Origin of the sequence: Denitrificimonas caeni DSM 24390, from assembly GCF_000421765.1 — a bacterium.
In the GTDB taxonomy this organism is placed as follows: domain Bacteria; phylum Pseudomonadota; class Gammaproteobacteria; order Pseudomonadales; family Pseudomonadaceae; genus Denitrificimonas; species Denitrificimonas caeni.
Genome location: NZ_ATXQ01000004.1, coordinates 16,730 through 32,396 on the forward strand (window position 1 = coordinate 16,730; position 15,667 = coordinate 32,396).

At 48.1% G+C, this 15,667-nt stretch carries 17 protein-coding genes; 10 read left to right on the forward strand and 7 right to left on the reverse strand.

Features of this window, described 5'->3' with window-relative positions:
• Window positions 1-167 precede the first annotated feature (167 nt).
• Both azu and tyrP read left to right on the forward strand, forming a co-directional pair.
• Window positions 168-617: an azurin gene (azu, locus tag H591_RS0107040; RefSeq protein ID WP_022966246.1), complete on the forward strand. Its 450-nt coding sequence runs from the start codon at window positions 168-170 to the stop codon at window positions 615-617.
• Window positions 618-818: 201 nt separating this feature from the next.
• Entirely contained in the window at window positions 819-2,084 is a 1,266-nt protein-coding gene (gene tyrP, locus H591_RS0107045; protein ID WP_022966247.1) for a tyrosine transporter TyrP, read from the forward strand.
• A 9-nt stretch (window positions 2,085-2,093) separates the two neighbouring features.
• On the opposite strand, the gene H591_RS0107050 is transcribed toward tyrP, so the two are convergent.
• Entirely contained in the window at window positions 2,094-2,696 is a 603-nt protein-coding gene (locus tag H591_RS0107050; RefSeq protein WP_022966248.1) for a GNAT family N-acetyltransferase, read from the reverse strand.
• Window positions 2,697-2,828: 132 nt separating this feature from the next.
• On the reverse strand, window positions 2,829-3,269 hold the full coding sequence (locus H591_RS0107055; protein ID WP_022966249.1) for a YkgJ family cysteine cluster protein: 441 nt from the start codon (window positions 3,267-3,269) through the stop codon (window positions 2,829-2,831).
• A 159-nt stretch (window positions 3,270-3,428) separates the two neighbouring features.
• Between H591_RS0107055 and H591_RS0107060 the strand changes: the two genes are divergently transcribed.
• Together H591_RS0107060 and H591_RS0107065 are read left to right on the forward strand one after the other, a co-directional pair.
• Complete coding sequence (locus H591_RS0107060; protein WP_028244257.1) at window positions 3,429-4,025, forward strand: DUF2238 domain-containing protein; 597 nt, start codon at window positions 3,429-3,431, stop codon at window positions 4,023-4,025.
• Between the two features lie 87 nt (window positions 4,026-4,112).
• Window positions 4,113-4,601: a hypothetical protein gene (locus H591_RS0107065; RefSeq protein ID WP_156853152.1), complete on the forward strand. Its 489-nt coding sequence runs from the start codon at window positions 4,113-4,115 to the stop codon at window positions 4,599-4,601.
• A gap of 108 nt (window positions 4,602-4,709) precedes the next feature.
• Here H591_RS0107065 and H591_RS0107070 read toward each other — a convergent pair whose 3' ends face one another.
• Both H591_RS0107070 and H591_RS0107075 read right to left on the reverse strand, forming a co-directional pair.
• The gene (locus tag H591_RS0107070; protein ID WP_022966252.1) at window positions 4,710-6,089 is read right to left on the reverse strand and encodes a sigma-54-dependent transcriptional regulator; all 1,380 of its coding nucleotides are present in this window, start codon (window positions 6,087-6,089) and stop codon (window positions 4,710-4,712) included.
• Window positions 6,086-7,606: a sensor histidine kinase gene (locus H591_RS0107075; protein WP_022966253.1), complete on the reverse strand. Its 1,521-nt coding sequence runs from the start codon at window positions 7,604-7,606 to the stop codon at window positions 6,086-6,088. The genes H591_RS0107070 and H591_RS0107075 overlap by 4 nt, the downstream gene beginning before the upstream one ends.
• 163 nt (window positions 7,607-7,769) lie before the next feature.
• Between H591_RS0107075 and H591_RS15045 the strand changes: the two genes are divergently transcribed.
• On the forward strand, window positions 7,770-8,159 hold the full coding sequence (locus H591_RS15045; RefSeq protein WP_022966254.1) for a DUF4168 domain-containing protein: 390 nt from the start codon (window positions 7,770-7,772) through the stop codon (window positions 8,157-8,159).
• Between the two features lie 236 nt (window positions 8,160-8,395).
• Here H591_RS15045 and H591_RS0107085 read toward each other — a convergent pair whose 3' ends face one another.
• On the reverse strand, window positions 8,396-9,568 hold the full coding sequence (locus H591_RS0107085; RefSeq protein WP_022966255.1) for an RtcB family protein: 1,173 nt from the start codon (window positions 9,566-9,568) through the stop codon (window positions 8,396-8,398).
• Window positions 9,569-9,836: 268 nt separating this feature from the next.
• On the opposite strand from H591_RS0107085, the gene H591_RS0107090 reads away from it, so the two are divergent.
• The gene (locus H591_RS0107090) at window positions 9,837-10,955 is read left to right on the forward strand and encodes a baeRF11 domain-containing protein (protein WP_022966256.1); all 1,119 of its coding nucleotides are present in this window, start codon (window positions 9,837-9,839) and stop codon (window positions 10,953-10,955) included.
• A gap of 254 nt (window positions 10,956-11,209) precedes the next feature.
• Window positions 11,210-11,659, forward strand: coding sequence for a PAS domain-containing protein (locus H591_RS0107095; protein WP_022966257.1), 450 nt, complete (start codon window positions 11,210-11,212; stop codon window positions 11,657-11,659).
• 45 nt (window positions 11,660-11,704) lie between these two features.
• Here H591_RS0107095 and H591_RS0107100 read toward each other — a convergent pair whose 3' ends face one another.
• Window positions 11,705-12,070 carry a thiol-disulfide oxidoreductase DCC family protein gene (locus H591_RS0107100; RefSeq protein ID WP_022966258.1) on the reverse strand — a complete coding sequence of 122 codons (366 nt, stop codon included), beginning with the start codon at window positions 12,068-12,070 and terminating at the stop codon, window positions 11,705-11,707.
• 246 nt (window positions 12,071-12,316) lie between these two features.
• Here H591_RS0107100 and fabG point away from each other — a divergent pair, with 246 nt between their 5' ends.
• Entirely contained in the window at window positions 12,317-13,072 is a 756-nt protein-coding gene (gene fabG / locus H591_RS0107105; RefSeq protein WP_022966259.1) for a 3-oxoacyl-ACP reductase FabG, read from the forward strand.
• A gap of 85 nt (window positions 13,073-13,157) precedes the next feature.
• On the opposite strand, the gene H591_RS0107110 is transcribed toward fabG, so the two are convergent.
• Window positions 13,158-13,847, reverse strand: coding sequence for a pseudouridine synthase (locus H591_RS0107110; RefSeq protein ID WP_022966260.1), 690 nt, complete (start codon window positions 13,845-13,847; stop codon window positions 13,158-13,160).
• Between the two features lie 308 nt (window positions 13,848-14,155).
• Between H591_RS0107110 and H591_RS0107115 the strand changes: the two genes are divergently transcribed.
• Window positions 14,156-14,596, forward strand: a complete 441-nt coding sequence (locus H591_RS0107115; RefSeq protein WP_022966261.1) for a YdgH/BhsA/McbA family protein — start codon at window positions 14,156-14,158, stop codon at window positions 14,594-14,596.
• 260 nt (window positions 14,597-14,856) lie between these two features.
• On the forward strand, window positions 14,857-15,630 hold the full coding sequence (locus tag H591_RS0107125; protein ID WP_022966263.1) for a glucose 1-dehydrogenase: 774 nt from the start codon (window positions 14,857-14,859) through the stop codon (window positions 15,628-15,630).
• The last annotated feature ends 37 nt before the right edge of the window (window positions 15,631-15,667 follow it).

The following is a 15,667-nucleotide window of genomic DNA, read 5'->3' on the forward strand; positions in this document are numbered from 1 at the left end:
AACAGGCCAATAAAATACAGGCAGTTTCAAGGTGGGCTGATGGCGTTTTTTTCATCAGCATACGGATAAATTTCTTATTTCGCAGTCTATTTATATGTTGAGTTGCACCTCTATTTTCTAGATTGCAGGTCAATCCAAATTAATCAGAAAGCGGCAAGGAGATATTTATGATCCGTAAACTAGCTGTAGCAGCAGTATTAACTGCCTTAGCTGTGCCTGCATTTGCTGATGATTGTGCTGTCACAATCGAAGGCACAGACCAAATGACATACAACCTCTCAGAGATTGATGTGAAAAAAAGCTGTGAAAAATTCACAGTTAACCTCAAGCACGTCGGTAAGTTACCGGTCGGTAGCATGGGGCATAACTGGGTGCTGACTAAGACCGAAGACTACCAAGCTACCGCTCAAGAAAGCGCAGCGCTTGGTTTAGAAAAAAACTATGTTGATGACGCGGATGAGCGTGTTCTCGCACACACTAAAGTTATCGGTGGTGGCGAAGAAACCAGTGTGACCTTTGATGTGAGCAAACTCAAAGAAGGACAGAGCTACTCTTACTTCTGCTCGTTCCCAGGGCACTATGCATTAATGAACGGCAGTCTTAAATTAGTCGATTAAATTTAGCTTGGAACGCTGGTAGTCAGTCATTAAATTATCAGTCGTTTTGCCAAGTAAAAGCCCGGGCCTCGCTCGGGCTTTTTTTATTATTTTAAACTCGATATTAATCTGAGTTTTCTAGCTGCAAAAAAGCACTGGCGGTCATGAGGGCAAGATCAATGCCGCATAAACTCTAAGATTGGCGCATAATGGCGGTTTTTTATGCGTTTGACTGAGTTACAGCGAGCTAACCAGTCAGCGCTCAAACCTGGTGAGTGTGTGAAAAACAGTGCCTTTGGAAGTACCTTTATTGTCGCCGGCACAGCCTTAGGGGCTGGTATGCTGGCGATGCCACTTGCCACAGCGGGTATTGGTTTTGCTACGGCGATGCTGCTGCTGTTTGGTTTGTGGATCATCATGAGCTATACCGCATTGTTATTGGTCGAAGCCTACCAGCACAACGATGCGGATATGGGATTTGGCTCTTTGGCCTATAAATATTTAGGCAATCCCGGGCGCTGGATTATCAGCTTTGCGCTGCCGTTTTTACTTTATTCGTTGATTGCTGCCTACTTAGCCGGTGGCGGTGAAATTATTAGCGAATCTTTAAATACTTTGCTGGGTTTACATCTGCCGTCTTACGTTGGGGTATTACTGTTTGCGCTGATCGGCGGCAGTGTCGTGTGTTTTGGTACGCACTCGGTGGATCTGATCAATCGCTTTTTATTTGCGACCAAAATCTTCTTTTTAGCCGCCATGTTGATTCTGCTATTGCCACATGTGCACAGCGTTAACTTGCTGAGCATGCCGGTTAAACAAGCGTTGTTTTTGTCTGCTATTCCTATTGTGTTCACCTCCTTTGGCTTTCACGGCAGTGTGCCAAGCATCGTCAGTTATATGGATGGCGATACGGCCAAGTTGCGTAAGATTTTTATTATTGGCAGCGCGATTCCATTGCTGGTGTATATTTTTTGGCAGATTGCCACTTTAGGCACAATCGAGTCCGGCACCTTTGTTGATATTTTGGCCGATGAAAGTGGTTTAAATGGTTTGTTAGCGGCGGTTAAAGCGGTCGTTGGCACAGCGCGGGTAGAAATGGCTGTACGTCTGTTTGCCGCTCTAGCTTTGGCCACCTCGTTTTTAGGAGTCGCGCTTGGCTTGTTTGATTTCTTGGCTGACTTTTTCAAACTGCCGAGTACTGTGCTGGGTCGCTTGCACACCGGCATGATCACCTTTGTGCCGCCGTTGCTGTTTGCACTGTTTTACCCTAAAGGCTTTATCTTCGCGCTCGGTTTTGCGGCAATCGCTTTATCGATTCTGTCTTTGTTATTGCCCGCTTTATTGGTGCGGCAAACGCGCAAGCAGCACGTTGGCGGTTACCGTGTTTTCGGTGGGCAATTGGCTTTGCTGATGGTGTTTATTTTAGGGCTCGCCATCATTGCGATTCAGCTGGCGATTGTCACTGGCAGTTTGCCTAATATGAACTGAACTGCATCGCTAGGAGGGATGGCGCAGCATTACCCAGCTGATGCAGCCGAGAATGGTCGGCGCAGCTAAAGTGGTGAAGCCAAAGCGCTGATAGAGTTCGACATTGCTCAACTTGTCTGTTTCTAAATACAGACTGTCGTCGTTACCTTTGCTGCAGGCGTACTCCAGTAGCCGACTGCCAATACCTTGGCGTTGCCATGCCGGAGCCACCGCCAAAGGCCCTAGATGCCAGTGCGGTGTTACTGAATCGATGTTCGCCCAAATAGTCAGCCAGATCGCTAAACGCAGAGTGCCAATCGGGCTGTTTGAACTCAGCAGCGTTGGTAGCAGGCGCAAAGAATCGACCAAAGAAGGTTTGCAGCGTCTTGGCGGTAACATGCCCAATACGCCAATTAAGCTGCCATCAACGAATACACCATAAAGACTGTCTTTGCGCTGTATATAGGCGAGCATTCCCGCAAAGAAGCGCTTGAGACGCCGTGCGCGTAATCGAGTGTCAGCGCCGAATACTTTAATGTGCAAGGGGTTGTCGAGCATCGCTTCAGCGCAAATCTCGGCCGCTTCTGACAGGTCGTTTTTGCTTAAAACTTGGATGGCATAATTGTTAGTCATCACAGCATCCTTTTCTCAGCGACTCATTTCAGTGTGATAGTTCTGCGCTTGGAGATTGATGGGTGCGTCTGTCACTCGCAGTCATACGTTGAAAACTGAACTGCTGGCGCTGATCTCCAATACTTGACTGTTTCAGTAGATGGCTTTTACTTTGATGATATGCAAATGCCGTTGTGAGCGCGGGACCTGCTCGACTGAGACAGCTGAAGGACAAACAGTAATCCCTTCTTTACGCATTTGCTCACGGCTGCCGGTTAATAACGGATGCCATGTTGGCAATGCTTCACCTCGATGGATACGGCGATAGGTACAGGACTCCGGAAGCCAGTCGTACTCCGGAACATTGGCTGCGGTAAGCTGACTGCAATAGGGCACTTTACTCAGTCGGTTTTCGTAATCACTGCAACGGCTTTGTTCGATATCGAGGAGCCCACAAGCAATATTAAAAACGGTGACTTGATCATGTTCCACTTCGCGAACGAGGCAGCACTGACCGCAACCATCACACAGTGCTTCCCATTCTGTGGGGCTTAATTGCTCTAACGCATAGTGTTTCCAAAACTCTTCGCGCACCTGATCTGTACTCCCAGTTTGCTATCGACACAGCTTAGTAGACGACAACCGCAGCACTTAGTCCATTTTAATGATTTTTATAGATATTTTTCCAAGATACCTTTAAAAAGACAGTCTCTTAACAACGTGTTACTCACAACCAGAGCAGGGAAAAACACAATGAAATACATGTGGATGAGCATTTTCTTAGGCGTCTTGCTTTGGTCTGGGATTGAGCCAAAAGATACGCTTACTTGGTTCCTAGAGGTTCTGCCGGCGCTTATCGGCGCGCTGGTTTTAGTCTCGACCTATCGCAGTTTTAAGCTGACCTCAGTGTTGTATGTGCTGATTTTAGTGCACTGCATTATTTTGATGGTGGGCGGTCATTATACCTATGCTGAAGTACCGCTGTTTGACGGCTTGTTTGGTGCAGACAGAAACAACTACGACAAAGTAGGGCATTTCGTTCAAGGTTTTGTGCCGGCAATTCTTGCTCGTGAGATTTTAATTAGAAAGCAGGTGGTAAATGGCTGCGGCTGGCTCAAGCTTTTCGTGGTCAGTGTGGTGCTGGCCTTTAGTGCTTTCTACGAATTGATCGAGTGGTGGGTTGCGTTGTTATCGGGTGAGGGCGCTGAAGCCTTTTTAGGCACACAGGGTTATGTGTGGGATACGCAATCAGATATGGCCATGGCATTACTTGGCGCTATTGCAGCGCTGCTGTTGTTATCGAAATACCATGATCGACAGCTCGAAAGTTTGCCGCAGCGAGTCAGTTGAGGTTTAAAACTCCTTGTAAATATTTGGGTGCGGCTGCTGCGAGTGCCATTATTTATCATCAAGACCTTTGAGGCTGGGGCAATGAGAGTGAGTAAAAAAAGCTTGGGAACGGACAAGAAAAGTGTTTATGCCTTATTGGCAGCGGTTTTTGCTGTGTCATTAAGCGCTTGTACCGATACCACTGTGCAAGAAAGAAACCTGTCGGCGGTGGTGGCGTATTATTTAGAACAAAAATACCCAGAGTACAGTTACCGATTTGTCGACTTAAATAATGATGCTGTGGACGATGCCATTGTGTTTCTACAAGGTTCGAGTTGGTGTGGTCCGGATGGCTGTACCATGCTGGTTTTGCAAGGAGAGGGCGAGGGTTTTAAGGTTGTTTCCAAAGTCTCGGAAGTATTAGCACCAGTGCGGGTTGCAGAAAGCCAAAGCCATGCTTGGCGGGACATTATTGTACATAGCAATGATGAAGAGAAGCTGCTGCAGTTTGATGGAAGTGACTATCCACCGAAGGCTGCAGAACAGCCGACAGCGCCAACTGAGTCATTGGGTTCTGCAGCGATTATTGTGCAGTAACATAAAGTTACTTGGCGTTACAAGTACTGGTTGAAACGGCCGATGGCCGCAAGTCATTACTACAAGAAATGCTCTAATGCCGAGTAGCTCTGATCTGCTCAAACTGCGTTACTCGATCCAGCGATACAGAGTACGACGAGTAATACCTAAAATATCTGCTGCGCGACGTTTATTACCATCGGTTGCTGCAAGCACTTGATGAATATACTGACGTTGGACTGTTTCTAAAGTCGGCAACGCATCAGCGTCGGCCGGCTGATTGGGCTGTTGTGGTATTACTGCAGTATTTGCTGGCAATAAAGGCGCGCCTGTTTGTTCGCGAATGCGTTGCGGAAGGTGGCGAGTTTCGATTAGCGGTGTGTCGCAAAAGGTCGCTGCGCGTTCTACTGCGTTTTGTAGTTCACGTATATTGCCTGGGAAACTGTATTGCTGCAGTAAGCCTAATGCCGCATCGCTAAAGCCTTTAATGCTTTGTTTTTGCCGTGCATTAAAGCGAGTTAAAAAGAACTCAGTCAGCTTTAGAATATCTTCACCGCGCGCGCGTAAAGGTGGCACTTGCAAGCCGAAAGTTTCTAATCGATAAAACAAGTCTTCCCGGAAACTACCATCAGCAACCGCTTCGGTAAGATTACGGTTGGTGGCAGCAATGATGCGCACATCAAGTTGTATTTCATGATCACTGCCAACAGGACGAACTTTGCCATCTTGTAGTACGCGCAGCAGTTTAGCTTGCAAGGCTAAGGGCATTTCGCCTAACTCATCGAGTAACAAACTGCCGCCATTGGCTTGCTGGAATAATCCTGCACGCTGACTGCGAGCGCCGGTAAAGGCTCCAGCAGCATGACCAAAAAACTCGCTTTCCATAAGTTCGCTGGGTATGCCGCCACAGTTGACGACCATGTAAGGTCCATCGCGGCGACTGCTCTGATCGTGCAAAGCGCGGGCGACGAGTTCTTTACCCGTGCCGCTTTCTCCTTGGACTAAAACAGGGCCTTCGGCGGCGGCAATTTGTCGGATTTGCTGGAACAGGTGCTGCATTGCCGGGCTCTGGCCGATCATGCCGTTGAACTGTTCGACAGCCAGCAAGCTTCGGTAGTGTTGTACTTCGTGACGCAGCTTTCTATTGTCGAGTAAGCGGCTGACCGTGAGTAAGAAATGATCCATTTCTAAGGGTTTAGTTAGAAAGTCATCCGCGCCTGCTTGTAGCGCTTTGACGGCTTGCTGAACAGAGCCAAAGGCTGTGATGATCAGTACTGCTGGCGGTGAATCGGACGAGGCAAGACTCGGCAGTAGGCTGAGGCCATCCGCGCCTGGCAAGCGTAAATCGCTGATAAGTAAATCCACAGCTTGCGTGGCCAATAGCTGCTTGCCTTGTTCCGCGTCACCACAGGCAATGACTTGATAGCCTTCGGCCTCAAGTTCTTCTTGCAAGAGTTCGCGCAAATCGCGGTCATCTTCGACCAACACGATAGATTCCATCTGACTCATCGTAACTTATCCTTTGTTTGCAGGCTGATCGGCAACATTATGCGCACTTCACAACCGCCTTGTGCTCGACTATTAAAGCTTAACTGGCCGTCATGTTCTTCGCTGACTGTGCGCACGATGGCTAGACCGAGGCCGGTGCCTTGGCCTGGTGATTTGGTGGTAAAAAACGGCTCAAGTAAGCGCTCTAAAGAAAAATCAGTCGGCAATCCCGCGCCATCATCGGTCACAATGATGCTGAGTTGCTCAGCGTTGCTGCTCACTGCTATGCCAATGCTGTGTTCGGCAGCGTGTAAGGCATTGCGTACAAGGTTGAGTAGCGCCAGCTCTAAGCGTCCGGCATCCCCACGAATAGTGGGTAAGTTGTCTGGGATATCTGCGCTAAGCTTGCAGTGTCGTGCTTCCAGCTCCGGCTCTATTGCGGCAATAACATCGGCAATCAGTTGTGCGGGCGCAAGTTCTCTGACTTGCGTGGCTGCTGGTCGACAGTAATCGAGTAATTGCCGTACGGTGCGGGTTAATCGGTCGACCTGGCTACGGATACCTTTAACATGGCGCAGCGTTTTTTGGTCGAGTTGTCCAGAAAGCTCAAGACGTCTAGCGCGGCCATCAATCACACTCAATGGTGCACCCAGTTCATGGGCAATACCTTGAGCCATGCTGCCAATGGCAACCATTTTTTCCGTATCTTTTAATTGTGCCAATAATTGTGTTTCTGCTGCACGGTGCGCATCCAGCTCTTGGTTGGCTTGATTAATACTGTCGAGCATCTGATTTAAGCCTTGGGCAATGCTCGCAACCTCATTAGGACCTTCTAATGCGGCGCGATGACTTAAGTCGCCAGCAGCCACACGCTGCATGTGTGTGAGTAATTTATCGACATGACGACCGACACCGCCGTAATGGCCTAAGAGTACCGCGGCGAGAATGCCTAAGCTGAACACGCCCCAAACCAGCCAGGCAATCACTGTGAGTTGTTCCAGTGCTCGACCAAAATCACTGGCTTTTCGTGTGATTTGGATAAAACCTTGGGTTTGATTGGCGGCGTCAAATAGCGGTAGGAAATGAGAAAATAAACGCCGGCCTTTAACTCGGGTAAATACTTCTTGGCCTTCGCCTGTGCTGAGAATTCGTGCAGGAATACTGCTGTCAGTTAAGTTGGTTTTGCTGACGCCGGCTGAAGCAATACGGTTACCGGCCACATCAAATACTGAAGCGCCGTAGACTTCACCTAAGACAAAGACTGAGTCGAGCGCTAAATTCACCGCTTCTAGATCTTGGTTATTCAAAGCTGTGCCAACGGGCAAACTAATCGCGCGGGCGATCAACTCTAGATCATTTTTCAAGCGCTGCTGTTGAAACTGGTTGGCTTGGTCCAAACCAAAACGAATGCCTAACGCGCTGAGCAAGACTAAAGGCAGCACCACAAATAACAATAAAGTGCGCTGCAGGCTGCTTAGCCTAATAAATGGCCAAATTCGTACGAGTGTGTTGTTTTTGAACGTATGTTTTTTACTCATGTGTAATATTTATACATGTTCATGGCTTGAGGTAAAGGCTAAATATCCTTTAAAAAGTAGATTGATTTTATTTGTTCAATTAAATCAATGACTTAAGTAGAAAGTATAAACTTGGCACGGAAAGTGAAAGGTATTCAGTACTTTTAATAAAAGGGGAATACCTATGTTTGATCTTAAAAAACTAATCGCAGCTGTTTCATTTGTAACTTTGGGCTTAAGTGCTTCTGCAGTGATGGCGCAAAATGGTGCGCCGACGTCAAACGGTGATCTAGCACGCCAGCAACAGCAACAAGGTCAAGATATGACCAGTGATGCTGAGTTGAAGAAGTTCATCCATGCCAGCGAGGAAGTTTCTAAGATTCGCGAGGAATACACAGAGCGTTTTAATAACGCAAAAGATCAGCCGATCGCACAGCAACTGCAAAAAGAAGCGCAAGATAAAATGCTTAATGCAGTTGAAAATGCAGGCTTAGATACTGAGTCTTATAATCAATTAGCACAACGTGTGCAGACCAGCCCAGAGCTGCAGCAACGTCTACAGCAGCTGCAATAAGCGCAGCTTGATAACGCAGGTAGGCCAAAGTTAACCCTTGGTTAATCCTGCGATAAATCACGAGCTCAGAGTGTGGCGAGAAGTTGTCTCGATACTCTGAGCTTGTTTGTTTTGATACTTGAATATTTATTTTTGTTAACAGCTGCTGCAATGGTTTCGCTGTAAAGTTGTGAGGGAAGATTGGCTGATTCAGCTATCGCTGTGTTTTGTTTGGTCCTGCTGTTTCAACCGAAAAACTAACCTTTAATCACTGCCAGCGGCTGCAGTTCAATCTGCACATCGACCAGATCTTGTTGGTTGTTCATCACCTCATCAATATCTTTGTAAGAGCCCGGCGCTTCATCCAGATCCTTACGGCTACGAATAGCGTGCAAGATGCCTTGCTCTTTAAGGGCTTTGACTTCGGTTTTTACATCCAAGGTTTTACGCGCTTGCGCACGGCTCATAATACGTCCGGCACCATGGGCGCAGGAGTTAAAGGATTGCGCTTCACCTTTGCCTGTGACCAGAAAAGAACGCGTGCCTTGCGAACCTGGAATCATCCCCCATTCGCCTTGGCGCGCACGTGTTGCACCTTTGCGGTGGACGATAACTGTCTCACCAAAATGTTCTTCTTCGGCGGCGAAGTTATGCGGTTTATTGATAAAGTCGGCAAACTCAACTTCTGCCAGTACCTGCTTGAAGGCAGTTTTCACGCGCTCCATCATCAAGGTGCGATTGGCGAGGGCAAACGCCAAGCAGTAGTTCATTTCGTTTTTGTACAACTCGAAATACTCAGATGACTCAGGAATATAAGCCAAGTCACTGGTAACGTGTTCGCCGTCAGCAGTATTCAGCTTGCTGGCGATCTGATGATAATGATTGGCCACTGTGAAGCCGATGTTTCGCGAACCTGAGTGCACCATAATCCAGATGTAGCCATCTGAGCCTTGCTGAATTTCGATAAAGTGATTACCACTGCCCAGCGTGCCAATTTGATACAGAGCATTGTCATATTCTTGCTCCACGATGGGTAAATGACCCTTGCGCACTGGCATTAGACTTTCATCTTGCGCTGTGGCGTGAGGCTCAAAACCTACCGGAACAGTCGCGCGAATGCGCTTAACAATCTCTTTTAGATCGTCAGTGTCGATTGCCGTCAGATTGGTGCGTAATGAACACATGCCACAACCAATATCCACGCCTACGGCGTTTGGAATAATCACACCTTTAGTGGCCAGCACCGCACCGATAGGCATACCGTAGCCTTGATGGGTGTCGGGCATAATCGCGATGTGCTTAAAAGCAAAAGGCAAGTTGGCCAGATTGCGAGCTTGCTGCAGCGCTCCCTCATCCATTTGCTCTTTTTTGAGCCACAGTTTGATCGGTATGTTTTCGCTTTCAATGATTGTGTGTTTGTTGGTGCACATGGCATCTCCATCTTGATCAGAGCAGAAGGCTTAGTCGCAAACAATGAATAATGTCTAGCTAGACTCTACCTTATTTGCCCAAGCAGTTTTAAAACAGATGTGTGCCTGCTTAAATCTCTGACTCTAGGTAAAAAGCGATAGTGGGTATGGGTAATAGCAAGGCTGCGAGCTGCTTGATTTTGCGTTGTGGCAGCTGCTCGTCTCGCGCAGCTATGCATTACCCTTATATCTGCTATGGTTAAGGCTCAATAACTTGACAGGAGTCTTTATGTATTACCTAGACATGCCAAGTGCAGAGGACATCGGCGACCTCAATTTAGTACGCGCAGATGCGTGCATTTCAATCTATTTGCCAACCACTCCAGTGAGTCGTGATATCGAGAAAAGTCGGATTAATCTCGGCAATCTGGTTAAAAAAGCTGTGGCTCAGCTTGAAGCAGCAGGTCTTGATAAAAAGCGTATTGTTTCGCTGCAAGAGCAGTTCGCTGACTTGCTCGATGATGATGAGTTTTGGAATCATCAAGCCAACAGTTTAGCCATTCTCGCCACACCTGAATCGCTACGGACTTATCGTCTGGCTAATAAGCTGACCGAGATTGTCGAGGTTTCGGATCGTTTCCATCTCAAGCCGTTACTGCGCGCTATTACTTTTCCGCATGCTGCGCATGTCTTGGCGTTATCAGAAAATGCTGTGCGCTTGATCGAAGTGTCGGCGGATTTGCCGGCGCGTGAAATCAGTGTGCAGAACATGCCGAGCGATGCTGCAACGGCGGGTGGTAAGCCGACCAATAAAGATTATTCTGGTACCGGTCACCGTCATGGTGCGCAAGGACAAAGTTTTTATCTGGCACGCTATGTGCGCATGATTGATGCAGCATTGCGTCCGGCGTTAAAGGGTACGGATTTGCCGTTAATCCTGGCAACGACAAAGCCTCTGGAAGCATTGTTCCGCTCACTGAGTGTGATTCCAGCGTTGCCGAATATCATTACAGGCAACCCTGACCGCCTCACTGAAGCTGACTTAGCCAGCGCTGCGCGCCCCGTACTGGATGCTCACTACGCAGAGCAAATTAAAGACTTCCATCGCTTGTATGAAGAGCGTACCGGTCAGCAGCGCACCACTACCGACATTACTGATGCAGCGCGTTTGGCAACTTTCGGTGGTATCGATCGATTGCTGGTGGACATTGATGGGGTTGTTGACGGTACTGTTGATGCTGAAACAGGTGCGGTGTCTTTTGCCTCAGAAGGCAATGCAGTGAACTATGGCATCGTCGATGAGATTACCGGTCGTGCTTTGCGCAGTGGCGCTAAGGTGATGGCGGTGCGTAAAGCGGATATCCCTGGAGGTCAGGATTTAGCGGTTATTTCGCGTTATCCGATTTAAGCGCCAATCAGGTGTAGATCAATCGAGTTGAGCGGTTGTTTGCTCTAAGTGATTATGACAACAGCGCTTAAACCCGTAGTCCCCAAGCCAGTCTGTGTTGCCACGTAGACTGGCTTTTTTGTCTGTGCAATTTCTAGTGTCTGCATTCAATTAAGTCCTGAAAAACTTTAGTCTAAAAGCTTTCTGTCGCGCTGCATAAATCGTTCTGATTTTGCTAGGGTGGATAACTAAAAGTGTGCAGATAGGAGTTCGCTATGACAGCCTCACAAACCAGCCCAGAGCTTGCAAGCTGGCTGATTGAACAGTCACCTGATGCAACGATTTACTCCGATATTCAAGGTCATGTGCGTGTGTGGAATGCCGCAGCGACAAGGATGTTTGGCTTTTCTGCTGAGCAAGCATTAGGGCAAAGTTTAGATATTATTATTCCTGAAAAATTACGCAAAGCGCATTGGCGTGGTTTTAATGCAGCCATTGCAGCTGGTGTGACTAAGCACAGCGGGAAACCGATGCCGACTAAGGCGCTGCGTGCTGACGGCAGTGAGTTTTATACCGAAATGGGTTTTGCCTTGATTTTCAATAACCAAGGAGAGGTTGTTGGTACGGTTGCGCAAGCGCGGGATATCACTGAGCGCTTTGAAAAAGGCCGTGCCGAGCGTCAGCGCTTGCAGGAGCTAGAGAAGCGCCTTGCGGGTGATAGTTAAAATTCTTGCTTGGAAAACACATTGGGTCGCTGATCAGTTGCTCTATTAGATTCGTGATCCAAGTCTGCGTGCGACCCAACGATGATAGAACCAAGCCAGAGTAGGGCGAATCACCGGCAGGCCAATCAGCCAAGCAACGGGCTTCAGTAGTGGCACTCGAGCCATCAGCAGAATGTAAGCCGCCATTTCTCGATGCACTTGCCCTTGGCTATCTTTAACGTGCAGTTCACGCAGTGCTTTGTCGGGATCGATACCTTGCTCACGCAACTCCTGGTCACGTCCAGTAATGTCCAGCCACTCAACGCTGTCCTCGGTTTTGCCTTCTAGCTTTTCGTACCAGCGTCGATCACGCACGCAAACTGAGCAAGCACCATCATAAAAGACCGTGAGTTTTGTCGATAACTTATCCATAAAACACCTCCAATATGTAGAGCGTTAGCTAAGACTCTAGCACAACGCTCGATTGCCAAAGGTTTGGGCGTCACGCGTAGATTTGGCCTAGCGTTTTATCCATAGTTTCAATACTCAATAGCTGCTAAGTACCCGCACTTACTCTGTCTAGCCATCATCAATTTCTGTATTGAGCGGCGATTGGCTAAGGTCAATTGCCTATGCTAGCTTGGTTACATATTCAGTAAATTGTTTAAGGAGTTCGATATGTTCTCACTGAAAGATCAGGTGGCGATTGTCACGGGCGGCGCCAACGGTATTGGTAAAGGCATTGCTACAGTGCTGGCAAAAGCAGGCGCGCAGGTGGTGATTGCGGATATTGATATTGAGGCGGGACAAAGTGCTGCACAAGAACTCGGCGCGACATTTGCTGCGTTAGACGTGACTGATAAAACAGCCTGTCAGCGCGTGGTTGATACCGTCCTTGAGCGTTACGGTCGTTTGGATATTCTTTGTTCCAATACTGGTATTTTCCCTCAAGCTGCTCTGGACGTGATGACCACGGAAAATTGGGATCAGATGATGGACGTTAACCTGCGCAGCACCTTCTTTATGGTGCAAGCGGTGTTACCGAGCATGCGCCAACGTGGTTATGGACGTATCGTGATTACCTCATCAATCACTGGAGCGATCACCGGCTATCCGGGCTGGGCTCATTATGCCGCCAGTAAAGCTGGACAACTGGGCTTTATGCGTTCTGCCGCTCTGGAGTGTGCACGTGAAGGTATTACCATTAACGCAGTGATGCCAGGCAATATCCGCACGGCAGGTCTGGAGGCACAGGGTGAGGCTTATCTAAAAGAAATGGCCGACTCGATTCCGGTCAAAAAATTAGGAGAGCCTGAGGATATTGGTCATGCTGCTTGTTTTCTAGCCTCGCCAGAAGCGCGTTTTATTACTGGGCAAACTATTATTGTTGATGGTGGCCAAATTTTGCCGGAGTCTTTTGACGCAATCCTGTAAAGGACTTGGCTTACTGATCTGTAGTTGCTTGATAGAGAGGGGCTGCGTGACTGTATTGTTGTCCCTCTCTTCAGTACTGAGCCGGTTAGAACAATGCGACTTCTTCTGCAGTCAATACACGGCACTCGCCGGGAGCAAGATCTGCATCGAGGGTTAAGCTGCCCACCTGCTCGCGGTGCAGCTTCTCAACATTGTTACCAATCGCGGCAAACATACGACGAACCTGGTGATAACGGCCTTCATGCACATGCACTAACGCTTCGCGCTCATTGAGTATTTCCAGCAGAGCTGGCGCAGTTGGTTTGTCTTCGCCGGTCAGTTCTAAGCCAGCAGCAAAGGCGCTGATATTTTCTTCGATAAGCGGCTCTGATACCCACGCATGATAAATCTTCAGGCACTGTTGCTTGGGTGAAGTGATGCGATGCGACCATTGACCATCATCAGTAATCAATAATAACCCTGTGGTGTCGAGATCCAGCCGTCCAACGGTATGCAGCTTGTTGATGTTGGGAACATCTACATAAGTAAATATAGTTCTGTGCCGTGAGTCGTGATTGGCGCAGACACAATCAAGCGGCTTGTGCATCATCAAATAGGTCGGCCCAATCAGCTCCAGTGGCTCATTGTTCCACATGACTTTGGCGCCATCCGGCACTTGTAAGGCAGCCTTTTTTTGTACCACACCATCGATGGTCACTTCGGCACTCTGCAGTACTTTGGTGGCTTCTTTGCGGCTCATGCCAGTTGTTTCGGATACAAATCGATCAAGGCGCATGGTTGTTCTAATCTTTTCAAATAAATATGCCGCGTATTGTAACCCACTCGACCTCCTCTTCGCAGTCCTCGACGTGCTTCACAGAATTGATTGATGCCAGGCCTAGTGCTATCTAGCGTAGCTAGACAGGTTTTTGCCATCCAGTCGATGAGACACGGTGCCTGCGTTATTAGTTAGCATGGGTATTGAGAAAATCGTCACAAATCTAAGCTCAAGCGCTCTTTTACTTGGCGTTAAGCTTCTATTGATAGTATCGGCACGCTAGCATCAAAACTTAACTTATGGAGTTTTTATCAAAAGGAGTTTTTATGCGCAAAATAGTCGTTGTATTGATTGCTCTGATGCTGACTGCCTGTTCATCGCTGATCACACCCAGACCTGCACAAAGTGAGTATTTCACCACGCTCGGCGGTGGCTTTATGATGACCTTAGGCAATCAGCCGAGTAAAACTTACGGAGTCAACTTGCAGGTTAAAAAGCCTCTACCTGCACATAGTTACGCCGTTATTGAGTTTGAAAATCCAGCAAACAAGACACTTCCATACATTACTGAAGGCTCGATCGAGGACATACAAAACACCTTTGCGGCACGCTTTAAAAATGTCTTTGTGCTCACATCTCCCCATGTTCATGGTGTTAGGCCGCATACCAATTACGTTATCACTGTCAGTATCTACGCGGATGAGAGCAAGCAAGTGCTGCTGACACGCCATCAACAAGGCGTGAGCTCTTCTTATGTAAGTGATTAACTGGTGTTGTGGCACGCTCTGCTGAAACCACTTATCAGTGTTGTGCATTACAAAAAATATGGTTCTAGTGCTACGGTCATGCCGTGCTGATCGAAGAGCGTCTGTATGCAGCGGTGTCAGTGACTCAATCGTTGACGGTACTTTAGACATGGTGGTGGTCGCTGAAAGCCTGTTGAATGATAGTTGCTTGGTTAGTGACTCTGCTTTTGCTCTGCGCCGCAAACGCTTGCTGCTTATTTAATCTAAAAGGACAGGCCTGTATGAACTCGACCGAATTATTTGATTTAAACGGCAAAGTAGCCATTGTCACTGGTGGTGCCAATGGAATTGGTGCTGCGAGTTGCCGCATGCTGGCAGAGCATGGTGCGACAGTGGTCATTGCTGATTTAAAACTGGCTGACGCACAAGCATTGGCTGATCAGATCACTGCGCAGGGCGGTAAGGCTTTAGCGGCTGGGTGCAATGTGCTCAAAGATGATGATTTGGTCGCGTTAGTGAATCGCACCATGGCAGAATTTTCTGCTATTCATATTTTAGTTAACAATGCCGGCGGCGGTGGGGCGGGCAAAGAAAGTCCGTTTGAAATTACCCTTGAGCAGTTTGAGCGACCTTTCCAGATAAACGTATTCAGCGCTTGGCGTCTAGCGCAGTTATGCGCACCGCACATGCAAGAGGCGGGTTACGGCTCGATTATTAATATGTCGTCGATGAGTTCGCTGAACAAGAGCCCAGCAATCAGTGGCTATGCTGCCTCTAAAGCTGCGATCAATCATATGACCGCTAACTTGGCGCATGACTATGGCCCAATTATTCGCATCAATGCGGTCGGTCCAGGTGCGGTTAGAACTGGCGCGTTGGCTACTGTACTCACGCCTGAAATTGAGCAGCGCATGCTTGCACATACACCGATTAAGCGCTTAGGTGAGCCGGAAGATATTGCTGGTGCGGTGCTCTACTTTGCGGCACCTGTGTCGCAATGGGTCAGTGGCCAAGTGTTGTTTGTTAATGGCGGCGGCGTGCAAACCTTGGATTGAATGCGAGATTAAAGATGATGGCTGTAATAAGCCTTCA

Coding starts and splice junctions, on each gene's coding strand:
- azu (WP_022966246.1), top strand. CDS start 168: ATGATCCGTAAACTAGCTGTAGCAGCAGTATTAACTGCCTTAGCTGTG.
- tyrP (WP_022966247.1), top strand. CDS start 819: ATGCGTTTGACTGAGTTACAGCGAGCTAACCAGTCAGCGCTCAAACCT.
- H591_RS0107050 (WP_022966248.1), bottom strand. CDS start 2,696: ATGACTAACAATTATGCCATCCAAGTTTTAAGCAAAAACGACCTGTCA.
- H591_RS0107060 (WP_028244257.1), top strand. CDS start 3,429: ATGAAATACATGTGGATGAGCATTTTCTTAGGCGTCTTGCTTTGGTCT.
- H591_RS0107070 (WP_022966252.1), bottom strand. CDS start 6,089: ATGAGTCAGATGGAATCTATCGTGTTGGTCGAAGATGACCGCGATTTG.
- H591_RS0107075 (WP_022966253.1), bottom strand. CDS start 7,606: ATGAGTAAAAAACATACGTTCAAAAACAACACACTCGTACGAATTTGG.
- H591_RS15045 (WP_022966254.1), top strand. CDS start 7,770: ATGTTTGATCTTAAAAAACTAATCGCAGCTGTTTCATTTGTAACTTTG.
- H591_RS0107085 (WP_022966255.1), bottom strand. CDS start 9,568: ATGTGCACCAACAAACACACAATCATTGAAAGCGAAAACATACCGATC.
- H591_RS0107090 (WP_022966256.1), top strand. CDS start 9,837: ATGTATTACCTAGACATGCCAAGTGCAGAGGACATCGGCGACCTCAAT.
- H591_RS0107095 (WP_022966257.1), top strand. CDS start 11,210: ATGACAGCCTCACAAACCAGCCCAGAGCTTGCAAGCTGGCTGATTGAA.
- H591_RS0107100 (WP_022966258.1), bottom strand. CDS start 12,070: ATGGATAAGTTATCGACAAAACTCACGGTCTTTTATGATGGTGCTTGC.
- fabG (WP_022966259.1), top strand. CDS start 12,317: ATGTTCTCACTGAAAGATCAGGTGGCGATTGTCACGGGCGGCGCCAAC.
- H591_RS0107110 (WP_022966260.1), bottom strand. CDS start 13,847: ATGCGCCTTGATCGATTTGTATCCGAAACAACTGGCATGAGCCGCAAA.
- H591_RS0107115 (WP_022966261.1), top strand. CDS start 14,156: ATGCGCAAAATAGTCGTTGTATTGATTGCTCTGATGCTGACTGCCTGT.
- H591_RS0107125 (WP_022966263.1), top strand. CDS start 14,857: ATGAACTCGACCGAATTATTTGATTTAAACGGCAAAGTAGCCATTGTC.